Origin of the sequence: [Clostridium] citroniae WAL-17108 (assembly GCF_000233455.1) — a bacterium.
GTDB lineage: Bacteria > Bacillota > Clostridia > Lachnospirales > Lachnospiraceae > Enterocloster > Enterocloster citroniae.
Window position 1 is genome coordinate 162,032 of the sequence record NZ_JH376429.1, and the last position, 18,199, is coordinate 180,230.

An 18,199-nucleotide genomic window follows, 5' to 3' on the forward strand; every position below is an offset into this window, starting at 1 on the left:
GCACGAGATGAACCTCTACCCATCGTGCCTACAGCATGACATTTAATGTGTCCGGCCACACGCTGAACGGATACTGAACCAGCGTTCCCAGGACATGCTTACGGCCAACAGCTGGAATGTGTGCCAGTACGCCGTGCTGCTCCACATGTTTGCCCAGGTAAGCGGCCTTAAGGCCGGAGAGCTGGTCCATGTGATCGCGGATGCCCATATCTATGACCGGCATATTCCCATGGTGGAGGAACTGTTAAAAAGAGAGCCCTATCCCGGCCCCACTCTGGCAATGGATACTTCCATCACTGATTTTTACCAGTTTACCACCTCCAGCTTCCGTCTGGAGGATTACCAGTATCACACCTTTGAGTCCAAGATCCCTGTGGCGATCTAAGACCATGGAGGACGGACCGGTGCCTGATCACGCGTCAGGCACCGGTCCGTTTTTAGGATACATATTGACTGTACTCCCCCTCCGGGATGGGATGCTCCAATCCCAGCACCCTGGGCCACAATCCCGTATCGTCAATGATAAATCCCATGATCATACCCATATGGCTGTGCAGATGTCTGAACTGTGCCAGCAACAGCGTAAACCTGTCATACTCACAATCCGGCGGATGATCCAATAGCTGTGCATCTTTCAGATCCAGAATATAGTTCCTTATCTTTTTGTCGATATCCCCAACATATCCATCCATCTCTGCCCTTGAGATCCGCTTCTCTGATATCACATCCAGGTTGTTCAGATCCTTCTCATGTATCTCTGGTTCCTGGTACATCCGGTCGCGGGGGTTGATGAGCCATAGGTCCAGAGAATGGAGCATGTGATAGATATGCTTCCAGCACGGCATGGCACAGTATGTTTTGTCCCACAGTTCATCCGGCACACAGTCGATCACATTTTTCACTTCCCACAGCGCCCGCCATGTCTGGTCTTTTATGACCGCAGTCAATGGATTCTGGTCCATGTACATCTTTCCTCCCTTAAAAGAGCCCCTCATTCTTTTGCTCCAGCACCTTGATGGCATGATAAAACAGTTCATTATAAGGGGTGGGGACTCCCAGCTCCCGTCCCATGCGTATCATGGCACCGCCAAACATTTCCACCTCTGTCCTGCGCCCTGCTTCAATGTCCTGAAGGGTGGACGGCTTATTCTTAGGAGGTACCACGGCAAGGCGCTCTGCCTGTTTTTCCATGTCCTCCTCCGTCAGCCTGACTCCCTTTTTGCCGGCCACGGCCACCACCTCCCGCATCAGGGCCTCCCGGATAAAGTTAGCGTCCGCGCTCACACTCCAGGCCCCAAAAGGGATTCCCAACACGGCTGCACTCTGGTTCTCGCTGACATTGCACATGTATTTATACCAGATGGCCCGTTCCATATCCTTTGGGACAATGGCGCAGATGCCCGCGGCTTCCAGCAGATCCTTCACTGACTGGACCCTTGGGGAAATGGTCTCATTTTTCCGCTCTCCAAATTCGATCCTGGCAACCTTAGGGTCAAAGACAGCCTGCCCATCCTTCATGACCACGCTCACCTTTGCAAGGGAATAAAGCAGGTTATCCCATCCGTAAACAGCGGCCACCATATCCTCGGCCTCCACCCCGTTTAGGGGGGCCATAATAAGGGTCTTTGGCCCAATCTGGTTCTTTATATCCTGGATTGCCTGGTTAAGGCCCGTAAATTTTGTGATGATAATGGCCAGATCCGGATAATCACCATTGCAGTCCTCCTCCGGGGACACCAGATGGAAACGGTAATTGACGCCGTTTACAGTTACGCCATCCCGCTCCAGCCTGTCCTTTCTGCTTCCCCCGGCAATAATCCTGAGTCTGTCCCCTAAGATTCCCTGTAGGTGGGATGCAAAAAAGCATCCGATGGCCCCCAGCCCAATAAGCGACACTGTTTTGATCGGTTTCCTTTGATTCATATCATAACCTTCTTTCTGTCTATACTTTGATACTGCGCTGAAGGGCCAGGGAGTAGATCATACGCTCCTTCACCCGTTTCCCGGTCAGCTGGGTCAAAGCCCGCTCATAGTAATCCAGCTGGACCCGGTAGCGCTCAGCCAGCATAGCCGCCCCCTGCTCCCTGTCATTTCCCGGAACCCGGTCCGTCTTATAATCGATCAGCACCAGTCCGTCCGGTTCATCCAGGTAGGCATCGATGATCCCCTGGATCAGCACCAGTTCATCTGAATCCCCCCGGTCCATTTCCCTGGCCGGGATACCGATGATAAACTGCTGCTCCTTGTGGATCCTTCCCTCTTCCTGTGCTTTTGCCATACGTTTTCCCAGCGGGCTTTTGAGAAAGGCCCATATATCCCGCCCGTTGATCAGTTCCCTGGACTCCTGATCCAGGTATCCCTTTTCCACCAGCGCCTCCAGGGCCTGCTCCGTCTCCTCCAGGCTTTGGATATGGATAAAGGAAATGTGTTCCAGGGCGGCGTGATAAGCGGTTCCCCTGAGTGCTCCCCTGCCGGATGAACCGGACGTCTCCCTTTCCGGCTCTGCCAGCGCTTCCAGCACAGCGCCCTCCGTGTCCGTGCCGGATGTGCCGATTGCCTCCGGGGCCCGTCCGATCTGGCTCTGCTTTTTAAGTTCGGACACGGAAATCATGGCATACAGCCCGGTATCATCCATATGGGGATATCTGTAGTTCACTGCCTGTTCCAGTTTTTCCCTCGCCTCTTTGTCGTATATCCTGGCGCTATCCACGGCCAGCAGATCCTCCTTGGTCATCCGCCTCATAACCTGGCGGCCGACCTCCTCTCCGATCAGCTCCCTAACCTGGACACAGGTCACTTCCAAGTGGGACTTTGGCACGGCAGGGCAGGCCATAAGGACCCAGTCCAGATAGGAACCGGCTGTGGCCAGCACCGTATAGGGAATCTGTCCCCCCACTGCCATGGAGTCCTTCCATTTGGAGCATTTATTTTCAAGGGACTTGTCCGAAGCTGTCATGATCAGCTTTTCCTTTGCCCTGGTCATGGCCACGTACAGGACTCTCAGCTCCTCACCCATGGTCTCCAGTTCCATACGCCGTTTCAGGGCCTGTTTCTTGAGGGTAGGCGCCTTCACCCGAAGGTCCAGGTCCAGATGGTCAGCCGCCACTCCCAGATCCGCATCCAGCAGTATCCTGCCGTAAGCATCCTGTTTATTAAACCGCTTGCCCATGCCGGCCAGGAACACCACAGGAAACTCCAGTCCCTTACTCTTATGAATGCTCATAATGCGGACCGTACGGTCCTGTTCACCTGCCACACTGGCCTCGCCAAAGTCCGTATCATATTTTTTCAGCTTCTCAATATAGCGCACAAAATGGAACAGCCCCTTATAACTGGTGGCTTCATAGGCAGCTGCCTTTTCCACCAGCATATCCAGGTTTCCCCTTCTGGTCTCTCCCGCAGGCATGGCGGATACATAGTCGTAATATCCGCTTTTTCTGTACACACGGTACAGCAGCTCATGGATGGGTAGATGTCTGGCCTCACTGCGCAGCTCACCGAGAAGCTCCCGCAGATAAGCCAGCTTTTTCCTGATGGAGGCAGCGGCTGTTTCAGGTACAGTTCCGGGATGTTCCCATTCCTCATCCATCCACAAGGTCCAGGCGCCATAAACACCCCGGTCCTGCCCTTTTTTGCTGTTCTTTTTGTAGGCTGCCATCATCCACGCCATCTCTTCATCATCCATTCCCACAATGGACGAGCGCATTACGGCCGCCAGGGGTATATCCTGCATAGGATTGTCGATCACGGACAGCAGACTCAACACGGTCTCCACTTCCACCGTGTTAAAATATCCGGTCCTGGTCTGGGCGCTGGCAGGTATGCCCTCGTTCATCAGAACATTTACAAACACCTCGGACCAGCCGGTCATGCTGCGAAGAAGGATGACCATATCCCCCAGCCGTGCCCTGCGGTATGTCTCCTTTGTCTTATCCCAGACCAGGAGCCCCTTTTCCTCACTTACCAGCTCCCGGATGCGCTTTGCGATCATCCTGGCCTCCAGTTCCCTGGCAGTGTAGTCCAGGGCATCCTCGTCCAGCTGCTTTAAGGCTTCCGCTCCCGTATCCACCATCAGCAGCTCCGTGGGCGTGCCGGCTGACAGGGAAATGCCTTCTTTCCGCTTCAGGGTTTCATCCACATTCTCCCCGCCCACTTCCTGGAAAGATGCTCCGGGATAAAGAGCCGTATCCTTTGTGTAGGTGATCCCGCCCAGATTCTTGGTCATAATCTGGTAAAATATATCATTGACACTGGTGAGAACGGATTCCCTGCTTCGGAAATTCTGCTGAAGTTCGATCATCTGGTAAGGACCATCCTCCGCTGAATAGCTTCCATATTTTTCCATAAACAATTCCGGCCTGGCAAGGCGGAACCTGTAAATGCTCTGCTTCACATCCCCCACCATAAACACATTGGGATGCCCGAACCGCTCCCTGGATATGCTGGTAATCAGGGCCTCCTGAACATAGTTGCTGTCCTGGTACTCGTCCACCAGGATCTCCTCAAACTGGCGGCTCAGCTCATCTGCTGCCGGGGACGGGCGGCGTTCCTTGTTTTCCTGCTCCTGCGCCTCCTCCGGCGCCTTCTCCAGCAGCACCTCCAGAGCCAAATGCTCCAGGTCATTAAAGTCCAGGACATTCCGCTCCCGTTTGGCTGCCCGGTACGCTTCATCGAACATTCCCGTAAGGTTTAAAAGCTCCGCGATGACTGTCTTGGTCCCCCGGATGCTCTCCACCACCTCCGCCGGGCTCTGGGCTCCGTACAGGTCCCTGCATTTTCCCACTGCCTTTTTCACCCGATCCCTGCATGCGGTGACAAACGCTTTCTTTTCCCCGTCAATATCCTTGCTGCGTATGGATGCCAGGCGGTCAAAGTTCATGTTTTTAAGGCTCTGGTACAGGACCTCAAAATTCCCCTGGGACGCAGCCTGTTCAATGGCCTCCAGCTTTCCCACATCACTGAGCAGCATGGGCTCGTATGCCTGTGGTCCGTTCTCTTCCCCGCACACTGAAAGGGCGGACCTAAGCTGTGCCGAAAGTTCCTCCATCTGCCGGGCCGTGTCCTGGAACAGGAACTGCATCCAGGGACTCTGCTCCATTTCCTCCAGGTTTCCCTCCTCCAGTTCAGCCCTGCAGTTGAGCAGCCATTCCCCCGGCCATGGATGGCTCTGGGAGAACTGCCATGCCTGGAGGATCACATCCTCGATTCCCCGGTCCGACTTACCCCGTCCAAAATGCTCCACGAATCCGGCAAATTCCTCCCTGCCTTCCTCATAGCATGCTTCCAGCATTTCCCCCAGAACATCGCTTTTTAACAGGGCCAGCTCCCCCTCATCTCCGATACGGAAAGCGGGATCTATATCCAGACTGTTAAAATGGTTCCGTATGATATTCAGGCAGAAGCTGTCAATGGTGGTGATCATTGCCTGGGGGATCAGGGCTGCCTGAAGCCACAAATGCTCGTCCTCAGGCCGCTCCTTCAGCTTCTGCTCCACGGCCGCTCCGATCCGCTCCCGCATCTCTGCCGCGGCTGCGTTGGTAAAGGTCATTACCAGCAACTGGTCAATATCCAGAGGGTGCTCCCCCTCACTGATCATCCGGATAATGCGCTCCACAAGGACCGCCGTCTTTCCGCTTCCTGCCGCTGCAGACACCAGCAGATTGCGGTTCCTGCTTTCAATCACTTTTTGCTGCTTTTCAGTCCATCTCACTGCCATCCTGTTCCTCTTTCCTGTCCGGCGATATCTCCGCCCAGATCTCCTCGGGCTTTAACCCCTTCAGTCTCCTGTATCCATATCCCGCCGTCTTGGTGTCAAAGCCGCACACCGCATGGTAAGGACAGTAATCGCAGGCAGTCCTGTCCGCCTGCTTACTGGGTTTAAGCTCCACATTCCCCTTAAGGATATCCTGCCCTGCTTCCTTCAGCTTTCGGTTCACAAACCGCCTTAAATCCTCAAACCGCCTGGTACTGGCCACGGATGACCGGCTCTCCTGCACATACCCGTCCTTGATGGCGACCGGTATCACATCTGATTCTTTCCGGATCTCCCTGTCCAAATGATTGATAATATCCAGCTGGCTGTTCACCAGACCGTTCATCCTCAGCTGACGCAGAATCTGCTTTTCAATCTCCTCCGCCGTCATTCCCTCCTGCTTGTCAGCCAGGGGATCGTTGATATGGTAATAGAAGATCCCGGCAGGGACCACTTCCTTTCCCGGATGATTCCTCTCCTCCATCTCCATGGCCGCGTCCATATAGACCACCAGCTGAAGCTGGAGTCCATAGTACAGCGCTGCCAGGTCAAAGGCAGTGGTGCCTGATTTGTAGTCAATAATCTTCACATACACATGCTCCTCATCCTCACACAGGTCCATCCGGTCGATGCGCCCCCGAAGCTGCAGTTCCTCATCCTCGGACAATCCGATGCGCATTGCTTTCAGGTTGTCAATGGAGGAAAAGGACACCTCAAAGCCAACCGGCTCAAAATCGCCTTTTTTTACCTGCTCTGCCAGGGCCCAGATGGTCCTGTCCGTGATCTGCTCGATCCTTCCGGCCAGATAGGCGTTGCGGGCTGAGTTCTGCATAATGGTGTTGCCGTATTCCTCCGTCACCTGGGACACGCATTCCTGCACCAGCTTCCTCCTGGCTTCCTCCGTCAGATTCCTCCAGTCCTGTCCGCTGTTCTTCATGACCTCAAAGCAGCGGTCAATGGACTGATGGAACAGGTTTCCCATGTCCACGGCCTCCAGCTCATACTCCTGGCGTTCCATCAGTTCCAGGCCGTATTTAAGGAAATGTGCATAGGCGCAGGAGGCAAACTGTTCCAGCCTGGTAACACTGCCCTGAAGGCTCTGGCCGTAAAGCGCCCTGGCCGCTGCCCTGCCTATCCCCCTCTCCTCATAGGAGTAAAAGGCAGCTTCCACCAGCTGTTTTACCTGTTCCCTGTGCTCTTTGGAGCAGTAAAAATATCTGTACAGTTCCAAAAAAGCGGCTTCCTCCCCGGTCCGTTCCTGCGGGTTTTCCCCCTGGCCCCCCTCCTTGTCTTCCCGCATCTTCCTCAGTCCCCTGATCAGATGTTCCCGGCCATCCTGCACGGTACGCACCGGCCACTCCACAGCGCTCTCATCCAGGGCCTCCAGTTTTGGAAACAGCTTTTCCACTTCACCGATCAGGCTGGAAGGCCTCTGGCTTTTGCCGTCTGCAGACATGCCTGCAAAGGTGAGGACAAGGCTCAGGGACGGCTTGGCCATCATAAGGTAGAGATAGAACTTCTGGATGCATCCATCCTCCCTGGACGTGGGCGCCAGTTCCATGTCCAATGCCTTAAACGCCTCCCTGTCCCTGTCTGAGAGAAGGCTTCCTCCGCTCTTTCTCTGCGGTACGATCCCCTCATTGACCCCCACAAAAAACAGTACCTTCACTGCCTCCAGGCGGCTTCTTGTAATGTCCCCCACCATCACCTGGTCTATGGTGGCCGGGATCACGCCTACTTTGATCTCCTCAAAGCCGGCATCCAATATCTGGGAATAATTTTTCCGATCCGCCTTCTCTGCGCCCAGAAGTCCTTCCAGTCGTCCAAACAGTTCCAGGACCATATCATATACCTGGCCGTATTCCCTGGCCAGATTCTCATCTCCGGGCATTCCCCTGTCCAGGAAAAACTCCTTGTAATCCTCCAGCTTTTCCTTAAGTTCCATGCGCTCCAGAAATTCCCTGAGGGCCGCTGTCACAGATGCAACCGTGGCGCCTTCCTCCTGGAAAGCCTCCCGCAGGGGACGCAGGGGTTCAAGGATCCACCGGCGGTATGCGTTCAGCTCCTTTAGATTCAGCTTTTCACTGCCCCTGTACTGCTTTTCCCACTGGGATTCCCAGCGTTTCCATCCCCGGATGCCCAGGGCTCTTACATAATTTTCCAGCCGATCTGTCATCTGTTCTACCTGGTCACGGGAACCATCAAACTCCTGGTCATTGTCAGACTTCTGAACGTCATCTAATTCCCGGTCATCCCATCCCTTCCTGGAATAGATCAGCCCTGTTTTCAGATACCGGAACACACTTTCATAGGAAAAGTCCCTGACCGTTTCCAGGGCTGCCCGGATCAGTTCTACCAGCGGATTCTCCATGATGCTCTTTTTATCATCCAGAAAATAGGGGATACCGGCATTATCAAACTGGTGAGCCAGCTCCCTTCCATAGGAGGACAAATCACCGGTGATCACAGCCGCGTCCCGGTAACGCATGCCTTTTTCCTGGACCATCTCCTGGATGCGGCTGCACACATAGGCTGCTTCCCCTGCAGGCCCCTGCCCCCTGTACAGCACAATGCGCTCCACCGGATCATTCCAGGAATTTCCATTGTACCGGTACAGGTTCTGTTCCAGGAAATCCAGCTCCGGGCTGTCCTTAAACCGCACCCCGGGCCGTTTGCCGCAGACCACGTCCTGCTTTTTTTCTATATCATGACGCAGCGCCATGTCTGCCAGGCGGCACACGGTATGTTTTCCCATGTAAAACAGATGCTGAATGCTCCCCTCCTTATAAGCGTTGGCCCTGGGGTCAATGGTCACGGAACACAGCACATCCCTGGCATAAAGGAGGAAAAGCTCCACAAGCCTGTACTGCACCGGTGTAAAGCCCGTGTATCCGTCCAGCAGTATGACACTGTCTTGCAGCGTCTTCCAGCGGGGAAGTTCCCTGCACAGGATATCCAGTATCTCCTCGGCCGTGATATAATGCTCTTCAATATACTCCTTAAACCCGCTGTAGATCACCTCCAGGTCCTCCAGCTTCTGCTCCAGAAGGGGACTATTAGCCTCCTTCATCACCTGTCTGAGCATGGGAGGAGTGATCCCATACTGGTAAAGCTCGGATATCTGGGATTTCAGCTGATTGATAAATCCGGCCTGTTCCAGATGGTGGCCGTACATGCCAAGCTCTTTTCTCTTTATGCCTGCCACCTTGCGGATGACCATGGATTTGCCCATATCATCCAGGACCACGGGAAGATGGATCCCCAGGTCCTCGAATACCCTGTAGGCCAGACGCTTAAAGCTTAAGATGTCGATATTCATAACCCCGTGCCTGGGGTGAAGCCGTATGATCTCCTTCTGGGTCTGCATGGTAAACTGCTCCGGCACCACCACCAGGTACTGTATATCCGGGTGGGCCATGGATTCCCTTATGGCTGTCTCATACAGATATCTTGTTTTGCCGGATCCGGCCCCTCCTAATATGAACTGTAATGCCACTTTTTTATCTCTCCTCTCATATTTCCCCCTGTACCATCATAAGCTTTAACAAACTATCTTAGAGGTCCTGACTATGAGCTCTAAAACCAAAATTGTGGTGCTTCGGATGAAAGAGATCATCTACACTGCAATCTTCGTAGGCCTTGCTATCCTTTTGATCACTCTCTGTTTCATCATGTTCCGCCCCAAAAAGGACGCCGCTGCTGTCTCTGCCAATGTCATCAGCTATGTCCCCGGCGTGTACAGCGCGGCACTGACTCTGGGCAGCGAAAATGTGAACGTGGAAGTAACCGTGGATGCCGACCGCATTAACTCCATTGACCTGGTTCCCTTAAGTGAAGCTGTCACCACCATGTATCCCCTGATGCAGCCCACCCTGGATGATCTGGCAAGTCAGATTGTAAGCACCCAGTCCACAGAGAACCTTACATATCCAAGCGCATCCCGCTATACCTCTACCGCACTTTTAAACGCCATCAATACGGCTCTGGACAAAGCAAAGGTAGATTAGCAGGCAAAAAAACAGCATCCTGAATATTGCAAAAAGCCGCTGCCCCAAACTTCAGGGGCAGCAGCCCTCTTTTGCTGTCAACTTTCCTTACGGAATTTTTTACTTTTGAAAACATATACATGGGCCACCAGGGTGGCTGCAAACAGGACCAGCAGAGCCATCTCCACCTGCCTGGGCAGACGGTTCATGCCCACTCCAAAGCTGCAGGCGGCATCGATGAGGAAGATCCACTTCTCAGCCCCGTACACCTTATCCAGATCATAATCTTCTTTCTTCGTGGATCCCACAAACATGAGGAAATCATTCCCTGTGAACAGATCGATCCCCTCTGCCAGGCACAGGGCCCCCATAAACATAAACAATAAATCCATTCTCTTTACCTTTGCGCTTTCGCGGTATCTGTATCCTTCTGCTCCACAAACCTGCGGATATTGGAAGCATTGGCAAACTTCTGGATGATACCGTCCCTGACGATCACCAGCGTGGGAGCCTGCATGATTCCAAATTTCTCCGCCAGTTCAGGGCGCTCCTCGGCATCCACCACCTGGTAGTCCCATCCCTTCAGAAATTCCTTGGCCGACCTGCAGTTTGGACATGTCTTGGTTGTAAACAGATACAGCTGAGCCGGAGCAGATGCCTTCTCGGACTTCACCTGACCGGGCTGAGCCGGCTTTACAGCGCTCTCCGCCACGATCCTGGACACTCCGTGTTTTAACTTGGAACGGCCGATATCATAGGAGGTGCGGTCCTTGTATTCCTGTGTCTTGCCCTCGTTCCAGTTCTGGACCGGACGGTAGTACCCCGTGATCCTGCTGTAAACTTCCGCCTTCCCGCCGCAGATCGGACAGGTGAAATGTTCACCGATCAGGTATCCATGGCTCTTGCAGATAGAGTAAGTCGGTGACATGGTATAGTAAGGCAGCTTATAATTCTCGGCAATGGTGCGCACCAGGTTCGCTGCGGCTTTCCAGTCAGGCAGCTTCTCCCCCAGGAATGCATGGAATACGGTGCCGGATGTGTACAGGGGCTGAAGTTCATCCTGGATATCCAGGGCATCGAATACATCCGCGGTATAGTTCACTGGCAGATGGGAGCTGTTGGTGTAGTATGGGGTCTCACCCTCCCCGCCGGCTGTGATGATCTCCGGATAACGCGCCCTGTCGTGCTTAGCCAGGCGGTAGGAGGTGGACTCCGCCGGTGTGGCCTCCAGGTTATACAAGTCTCCGTACATCTCCTGGTAATCGGACAGACGCTCCCTCATATGGTTCAGCACATCCTGGGTAAACTTCTGGCATTCTCTGCTGGTAAGATCCTTTCTCACCCATTTGGCATTCAGTCCGGCTTCGTTCATGCCGATCAGTCCAATGGTGGAGAAGTGGTTCTCAAAGGTCCCCAGATATCTTCTGGTGTACGGGTAAAGTCCCTGGTTCAGCAGCTTGGTGATCACCTGGCGCTTTGTCTTCAGGGAGCGGGCGGATATATCCATCATATGATCCAGCTTCTCATAGAAATCAGCCTCGTCCTTGGCCAGGTAAGCGATCCTGGGCATATTGATGGTGACCACGCCCACGGAACCGGTGCTCTCGCCGGACCCAAAGAATCCGCCGGTCTTCTTGCGCAGTTCACGCAGGTCCAGACGAAGACGGCAGCACATGCTGCGCACATCGCTTGGCTCCATATCGCTGTTAATATAATTGGAAAAATAAGGTGTTCCATATTTGGAGGTCATCTCAAAGAGAAGTTTGTTGTTCTCTGTCTCCGACCAGTCAAAATCCCTTGTAATGGAGTAGGTGGGTATGGGATACTGGAATCCTCGTCCGTTGGCATCTCCCTCTACCATGGTCTCAATAAAGGCCTTGTTGATCATATCCATCTCGGCCTTGCAGTCCTTGTACTTAAAGTCCATCTCCCTGCCGCCCACAATGGCATTCAGCTCCGCCATATCATTGGGTACGGTCCAGTCCAGGGTAATATTGGAAAAGGGAGCCTGGGTGCCCCAGCGGCTGGGGGTGTTCACGCCATAGATAAAGGATTCAATACACTTCTTTACCTCCGGATAGCTTAAATTATCTACTTTTACAAAAGGAGCAAGGTATGTATCAAAGGAGGAAAATGCCTGGGCTCCCGCCCATTCATTCTGCATAATGCCCAGGAAGTTGACCATCTGGTTGCACAGCACGGATAAATGCTTTGCAGGGGATGAGGTGATCTTTCCTGTGATCCCGCCCAGTCCCTCCATCAGAAGCTGTTTTAGGGACCAGCCCGCACAGTATCCGGTGAGCATGGACAGATCGTGAAGATGGATGTCCGCATTGCGGTGGGCATCGGCGATCTCCTGGTCATAGATCTCACTGAGCCAGTAATTGGCGGTGACAGCGCCGGAGTTGCTCAGAATAAGACCGCCCACTGAGTATGTAACCGTGGAGTTCTCTTTTACACGCCAGTCTTCCACCTTTACGTAGCTGTTGACCACGTCCTTGTAATCCAGGATGGTGCTGTTCATGTTGCGTATCTTTTCTCTCTGTTTTCTATATAAAATGTAGGCCTTGGCCACATCTGTATACCCGGTCTGCTCAAGGACATGCTCCACACTGTCCTGGATCTCCTCAACGGAAATCCTGCCGTCCTTCATCTTATTCTGAAAATCCGCAGTTACCCTTAATGACAGCAGCTCCAGAATCTCATTATTGTAATCCTTCTTTGTTGCCTTGAATGCTTTTTTGATCGCTTCCGTGATCTTGTTCAGACTGAACTCCGCAATCTCCCCATCCCTCTTTGTTACCTGAATCATACCACTTACTCCTTTCAAACCCTCACTACTGCCTCCCGGCTCAAATAGCCCATTCCACAGTGCCTGACGCCAAATCAGGAGGCATTAACTGAAAATATACGGCCCGCCCCAACCGGAGCGAGCTACGAACTCATTATAGCAGACCGCAAGGAAAAACACAATATCTATGCATAACTTTTTGCATCAAACTAGATATTGTGTCTTATTACCTGTACTTATAACTATTTTATCAAATCCCCGCAAAGCCTTATTCCGCCTGCCTTTGCGGCACAGGGCCGTCCATGGGGGGCGTTTTAAAAATGCGATCCGGGAACTCAGTCGGAATAAAGTCCCGCAAAAAGTTCTGCGGGCACATATGCTTTGACAGCAATGCCGTCATCTCTGTATTCCTCTTCCAGCAGCTGTCCGTATTTGCGGATGGTCTGGATGCGCCCGGCCTGGGAGTAGGCATATACCTTTTCCAGAAGGACGCGCCTGCTTCTGATAATGGTCAGAAATATTTTCTCCAGCTCATCCAGCCCTTCTCCGGTTTTAGCCGAGATCCTCACCTGGTAGTCTGAGGAAAAATCTCTTGGAACCTGCTGCAGGGGCTGTCCCTCCGATTCCATTTCCCTGAACCGGTCCGTCTTGTTAAACACGGTCACAACCGTTTTGTCCACGATCTCCAGCTCCCGAAGCGTCTCCTTGACCACATGCATCTGCATGTCCATCTGGGGATTGGCGCAGTCCACCACATGAAGGATGATATCGCTGTAGCGCGCCTCCTCCAGGGTGCTCTTAAACGCCTCGATCAGATGGTGGGGAAGCTTGCGTATAAAGCCCACCGTATCGGTTAAAAGGATCTGCTGCCCGTCCTCCAGATAAAAGCTTCTGGTGGTGGGATCCAGGGTGGCAAACAGCTTATCCTCCGCCAATATGCCCGCTCCTGTAAGGCGGTTTAACAGAGTGGACTTTCCCGCGTTGGTATAGCCCACAATGGCGGCTGTGAGGGCGAAATTCTTCTCCCGCTGCTGCCTGGTCACTTCCCTGTGCCGCTTTACATCCTCCAACTCTTCCTTCAGCTGCCCGATCCTCTGGTGGATCAGACGCCGGTCTGTTTCCAGCTTTTTCTCTCCCGGTCCCCTGGTCCCGATCCCGCCGCCCAGACGTGACAGGGAGTTGCGCATTCCAACCAGGCGGACGGCCCTGTATTTTAACTGGGCCAGTTCCACCTGGATCTTTCCCTCCCTTGTGTTGGCCCGGGCCGCAAAAATATCCAGGATGACCATGGTCCTGTCCATCACCTTGGTGTCCAGGGCATCCTCCAGGTTCCTCAGCTGCGCGGGTGAAAGTTCATCATCACAGACCACGCCCGTGGCGCCAAGTTCCCAGATCAGGTCCCTTACCTCATCGATCTTGCCCTTGCCAAGATACGTGCCCGGATGGACCCTTTCCCGGTTCTGCGTCACTCTGGCAATGGTCACGGCCCCTGCCGTGGCTGCCAGTTCCTCCAGCTCGTCCAGGGATGCCTCTGTGTGGTCCTCCTCCCCGGTGCTCACCGCTATCAGTATTACCTTTTCCTGTAATTCCTTTAAATCGATCAAATCTGCCATCCTATCTTGTTTTCAGGAACGCGATCTCGTGTTCCGCATCTTCATTGGAGCCAAAGGCGGTTACGTACTCCTCAAACAGCTCCAGGGCCTTCTGGTATTGGTTTAAGTATTCGTAGGCCACGGCCCTGTTATACGTCAGTTCCTTTAAAAGAGCCATATCTGAGGACGCATCCTCGGGCAGGGCTGCCGCTGCCTGGACCGCGGATGTCCCGGTGCCCAGCTCATATCCGGTCACCAGCGTTTCATACCCCTGCTCAAATGAATCAAGAGCACCCTGGTAGTCCTCCTCAGCCATCTGGCAAAGGCCCATCTGGTTATAAATCTGCCCATGCTTCATCCCTTCCTTCAGTGCATCCTGGTAAAAGCCCATGGCCTTTTCGTATTCTTTTGCATCCACATATGCCCCGCCTGCCGCCACCAGCGCTTCCATCTTTCCGGCCGATGCCTTTGCATCCTTTTCCAGAGCCGCTCCCGCCTGGTATTTTGCAACGGCATTTTCCGTATCCCCCATCTGGGAATAGCACATGCTCTGTGCATACAGATAGGAGGCTGTGGATGGCTCCATCTCTAAAAGCAGGTCATAGGTGTGGATGGACGCCTCATAATCCCGGAGCTTATACTCTGCCTCCGCCCTGTACATCAGGACATCGCTGTTAAATCCTTTGGATCTCTTGCCCGACTTTTCCAGGGCCGCGTCAAAGTCCTCAATGGCTCCCGCGTAATCCCCAGAAGCCATCTTCTGGGTTCCCTCCTGGCGCATCTGCCGCTTCTTGGAAGAAGCCACGGAGGAAACCGCCCGGAACGTACCCACGGCGATCAGACCAATGAGAAGGACGCATACCGCCCAGGCAATGACCGCCTTCATCACCCTTATCCTCCTGCGCTTCCTCCTCTTTGCATTGCTGCCCGGCTTTCCCGCCCCCTGGTAATATCCGTTTCCCTGGGGCCTGCGTCCGCTGTAATTTCCCCGTCTTCCCCGATTTGCCATATTCACCTACCTCGCATCCGTGCTTCCAAACCCGCCGTTGCGTGAGTCTTTGCAATCATCATCCACAGTGATCCCAAAGGGAAGAAAGATCCCCTGGGCAAATCCGGTCCCGGCTGAAAGTTCCACGGTCCTGCCCTCATTGGTGTCATTGGTCATCTTGACAAACATATGCCCCTGGTTGTCCGAATAAAAATAATCGCTGTCAATAATTCCCACCGTATTATTCAGCTGCAGGCGGAATTTAAAGCCCAGGCTGCTCCGCGGAAAGATCTGAAGCACCCATCCCTCCTCCATCTGGGCACGCACGCCGGTTGGGATCTTAAGCGTCTCCCCCGGCTTTAAGTTCACTGCCACCGGCGTAAAGAAGTCATATCCCGCAGAGCCTGACGTGGCGCGGCGGGGAAGCCTGATATCCTCATAGATCTCCCTGATCCGCTCCGCCGGTGTGTCCGGAAATGTATCAGCCCAGTCAGCCTGGAACTGTTCAAAACTTACTTTATAAAATTTAGCGATTCTCTGCATGATGCCTCCTGTTTTATATTTCATGAATAAAATGTCCTTATCAGTCTATCATAATCCCATGGATTTTTCTACTTTATTTTTCCATGCTTCAGTATTAGAATCCCCTACTTATATAAATTCATTTACAATGAGATGGATACTTCATTTTTAGAAGTATACGATACTGACATAATAGAGGGAACTTCATGAAAATCTCGTATAACTCTGAACCGAGAAAGAATCTCATCGGCGAGCAGATTTGCAGACTGCGCAAAGAAAGGCACCTGTCGCAGCGGTCCCTGGCAGCAAAGCTGCAGGTCCTTGGATACAGTTTCAGTGAGCTTACCATTTTAAGAATTGAAAAAGGCCAAAGGCTTGTCACTGACATTGAACTGAAGATACTCTGCAACTACTTCAACGTCAAACCAAATCAGATGCTGGGATTCGATGATTGATGCCGGTCCTTGTTACTGTTATTAAATTGTGCGGCCATATTCACTATATAGTACATAATTTATACATTGTTTTTCAGCCTAATGTTTTTTTCACCGCTAGGATACAATAATACAAAAGATTTCCTAGAATTCAGACAATGGTGGTGAGAACATGAGTTTTGAGCTGGAACGCATTGAAGAACTTTGCCAGGAACGCGGATGGAGTCATTACCGCCTGGCCATTGAGATGGATACATCCCCTAACAACATAGGCAACCTGTTCCGGCGCACAACGGTTCCCAGCATTCCTACCATCAGGCGTATCTGCGATGTGATGGGGATTACCATTGCCCAGTTTTACAGCACGGACGGTGTGCAGATGACCCTGAACCCGCAGCAGAAACGGGTGCTGGACCTGTACGATAAGCTGGACCAGACGGACAAACTGAGGGCCGAGGCTTACATGGAGGGCCTGTCAGCCAAGGATCAGTCCCATTAGAACAGACACGTGCGCCGCCGGGCGCACCACCCAATAAGGCATGGCTCCGGTTCCCACCAAAGCCATGCCTTAAATTTATATTACCTTATTTGTAACTGTTCAGGACATCCTATTTTCCCGCGGTCCGGAACTGTTACCTTTATTTTAAAGCACCTTCATCAGGGCTAGGATCATAAGCAGTACCCCGCTGATCCAGGACAAGTCGCATTTCCATTTGGACGCCACTTTACCGCCCAGCCACAGTCCGGCATACATCATGCAGACGCCCACTACAAAGGACAACCCCAGGGTGGCGCCTGTGGGGAGGTTCAAAAAAGCGGCCATGGTCCCCGCCACCAGGCTGTCGATGGACATTGCCAGGGCAAGAAAAACAGTCTCCTTCCATCCAAGTGAAAGGGATCCGTCCACATCCGCCGCCATGGGATCCCCGTATATACTCACAATCACCTTTAGCCCGGAAAGGTTAAAACTCAGGTTTCTCCTGATATGGCAGTTGCGGTTGATAAACGCTTTGATGCTGTAATCCAGGAGCTTGACAAATCCCAGGGCAAACAGGCATACAAAGCAGATGATCTTGGTAAGATCCTCAGGCATAAAGGCATCTATCAGACTCCCCATCCCCAGGGCCAGGCCCAGACAGCCGCTGCAGATCCCATTGAGCAGCGCCACCTTTCCCCATGTGACATGGACCCGGTTTGCACCATAGGCCAGGCTTGCCACAAAGGTATCTGTACAGAGAGCAAATACTAAAATCAGACTTCCAAACATGATCTCATCTTTTTCTTTTTATTTTATTATATTCCTCAAGTCCATGTTTGGGAATCTCACTTCCTCACTCTTCTTTTGTGGCAGCCGCCTCCTCCAGGACCGACAGCCCTGTCTCCTCCAGCTTAAGCTGCAGCTCTTCCTCCACCTGTGCCTTGATCTCCGCTTCCTGTTCCGGGTTTATGTCAGGCAGGTCCTGGACTGAACCGACCCCAAACCGTCTTAAGAATTCCTCCGTGGTGGCAAACAGTGCCGGCCGGCCCGGGGCATCCAGGCGGCCCACCTCATACACCAGATTATACTCCACCAGACGGTTCACCGCATGATCCGACTTTACGCCCCTTATCTTCTCTATCTCCATCTTAGTCACCGGCTGTTTATAGGCAATGATGGAAAGAGTTTCCAGCACTACCTCGGTCAGTACCTGCTTTTTGGGCGTGGCGGCTACCCGGATCAGGTTTTCATAATAGTCGGATTTGGTGCACATCTGGTAGCTGTCCTCCAGCTGGGTGATCTCCATCCCGCCTTTGGATCTTCGGTACCGCTCCATCAGACGCTCCACCGCCCGTTTTGCCACTGCCTGGTCCTGGCCGATGGCCACTGCCAGCCGGCGCAGCTCCACTGAATTTCCCATGGTAAAAAGAACAGCTTCAATAATGGCTTCCTGCTCTTTTTCATTCTCAGTGGGCGGAAAGGTAAACTCCATCTGTTCCGGCCCTTCCTGGGGCTGCGCGCCTCCATCCCTGCCGGCAGCGGCCGCTCCCGTACCCGCTGTGCTGATCGTCTTGCCGGCCCGGGTCTTAAGGCTCCCTGCAGCTGCTTCCAATGCTTCCACTTTATCCTTCTTGCTCATCATTCACCCATCCACTT

General features: G+C 53.0%; 14 protein-coding genes and 1 pseudogene. 4 read left to right on the forward strand and 11 right to left on the reverse strand.

What is annotated here, in order from left to right; all coding sequences use genetic code 11:
- A pseudogene (locus HMPREF9469_RS25445) lies at positions 1–385 on the forward strand (thymidylate synthase); the annotation flags it as partial.
- Positions 386–437: 52 nt separating this feature from the next.
- Here the strand turns inward: HMPREF9469_RS25445 and HMPREF9469_RS25450 are convergent.
- Genes HMPREF9469_RS25450 through addB form a run of 4 tightly spaced genes read right to left on the reverse strand, consistent with a single transcriptional unit; the run spans position 438 to position 9,248 of the window.
- Positions 438–962, reverse strand: a complete 525-nt coding sequence (locus HMPREF9469_RS25450) for a hypothetical protein (protein ID WP_007868944.1) — start codon at positions 960–962, stop codon at positions 438–440.
- A gap of 16 nt (positions 963–978) precedes the next feature.
- Positions 979–1,923 (reverse strand): ketopantoate reductase family protein, encoded by a 945-nt coding sequence (locus HMPREF9469_RS25455; protein ID WP_007868946.1) that lies wholly within the window; start codon positions 1,921–1,923, stop codon positions 979–981.
- Positions 1,924–1,942: 19 nt separating this feature from the next.
- Positions 1,943–5,716 carry a helicase-exonuclease AddAB subunit AddA gene (gene addA / locus HMPREF9469_RS25460; protein ID WP_007868949.1) on the reverse strand — a complete coding sequence of 1,258 codons (3,774 nt, stop codon included), beginning with the start codon at positions 5,714–5,716 and terminating at the stop codon, positions 1,943–1,945.
- Positions 5,697–9,248, reverse strand: coding sequence for a helicase-exonuclease AddAB subunit AddB (gene addB, locus HMPREF9469_RS25465; RefSeq protein WP_007868951.1), 3,552 nt, complete (start codon positions 9,246–9,248; stop codon positions 5,697–5,699). The genes addA and addB overlap by 20 nt, the downstream gene beginning before the upstream one ends.
- Before the next feature lie 73 nt (positions 9,249–9,321).
- Between addB and HMPREF9469_RS25470 the strand changes: the two genes are divergently transcribed.
- Complete coding sequence (locus HMPREF9469_RS25470) at positions 9,322–9,759, forward strand: FMN-binding protein (protein ID WP_007868952.1); 438 nt, start codon at positions 9,322–9,324, stop codon at positions 9,757–9,759.
- A gap of 77 nt (positions 9,760–9,836) precedes the next feature.
- Here the strand turns inward: HMPREF9469_RS25470 and HMPREF9469_RS25475 are convergent, their stop codons facing one another.
- The 5 genes from HMPREF9469_RS25475 to HMPREF9469_RS25495 all read right to left on the reverse strand — a co-directional run bounded on the left by HMPREF9469_RS25475 (position 9,837) and on the right by HMPREF9469_RS25495 (position 15,652).
- The gene (locus HMPREF9469_RS25475) at positions 9,837–10,130 is read right to left on the reverse strand and encodes a hypothetical protein (RefSeq protein ID WP_040417322.1); all 294 of its coding nucleotides are present in this window, start codon (positions 10,128–10,130) and stop codon (positions 9,837–9,839) included.
- A 5-nt stretch (positions 10,131–10,135) separates the two neighbouring features.
- Positions 10,136–12,550 carry a ribonucleoside triphosphate reductase gene (locus HMPREF9469_RS25480; protein WP_007868959.1) on the reverse strand — a complete coding sequence of 805 codons (2,415 nt, stop codon included), beginning with the start codon at positions 12,548–12,550 and terminating at the stop codon, positions 10,136–10,138.
- Between the two features lie 314 nt (positions 12,551–12,864).
- Positions 12,865–14,142 carry a GTPase HflX gene (hflX, locus tag HMPREF9469_RS25485; RefSeq protein ID WP_040417325.1) on the reverse strand — a complete coding sequence of 426 codons (1,278 nt, stop codon included), beginning with the start codon at positions 14,140–14,142 and terminating at the stop codon, positions 12,865–12,867.
- A 1-nt stretch (position 14,143) separates the two neighbouring features.
- Entirely contained in the window at positions 14,144–15,130 is a 987-nt protein-coding gene (locus tag HMPREF9469_RS25490) for a tetratricopeptide repeat protein (RefSeq protein ID WP_007868964.1), read from the reverse strand.
- Between the two features lie 6 nt (positions 15,131–15,136).
- Positions 15,137–15,652, reverse strand: coding sequence for a dCTP deaminase/dUTPase family protein (locus tag HMPREF9469_RS25495; RefSeq protein WP_007868968.1), 516 nt, complete (start codon positions 15,650–15,652; stop codon positions 15,137–15,139).
- Positions 15,653–15,837: 185 nt separating this feature from the next.
- Between HMPREF9469_RS25495 and HMPREF9469_RS25500 the strand changes: the two genes are divergently transcribed.
- On the forward strand, positions 15,838–16,086 hold the full coding sequence (locus HMPREF9469_RS25500) for a helix-turn-helix transcriptional regulator (RefSeq protein WP_007868982.1): 249 nt from the start codon (positions 15,838–15,840) through the stop codon (positions 16,084–16,086).
- A 151-nt stretch (positions 16,087–16,237) separates the two neighbouring features.
- Positions 16,238–16,564: a helix-turn-helix domain-containing protein gene (locus HMPREF9469_RS25505; RefSeq protein WP_007868984.1), complete on the forward strand. Its 327-nt coding sequence runs from the start codon at positions 16,238–16,240 to the stop codon at positions 16,562–16,564.
- A 144-nt stretch (positions 16,565–16,708) separates the two neighbouring features.
- Here HMPREF9469_RS25505 and HMPREF9469_RS25510 read toward each other — a convergent pair whose 3' ends face one another.
- Both HMPREF9469_RS25510 and scpB read right to left on the reverse strand, forming a co-directional pair.
- Positions 16,709–17,332, reverse strand: coding sequence for a manganese efflux pump MntP (locus HMPREF9469_RS25510; RefSeq protein WP_007868987.1), 624 nt, complete (start codon positions 17,330–17,332; stop codon positions 16,709–16,711).
- A 64-nt stretch (positions 17,333–17,396) separates the two neighbouring features.
- On the reverse strand, positions 17,397–18,182 hold the full coding sequence (gene scpB, locus HMPREF9469_RS25515) for an SMC-Scp complex subunit ScpB (RefSeq protein WP_007868990.1): 786 nt from the start codon (positions 18,180–18,182) through the stop codon (positions 17,397–17,399).
- Positions 18,183–18,199: the final 17 nt, after the last annotated feature.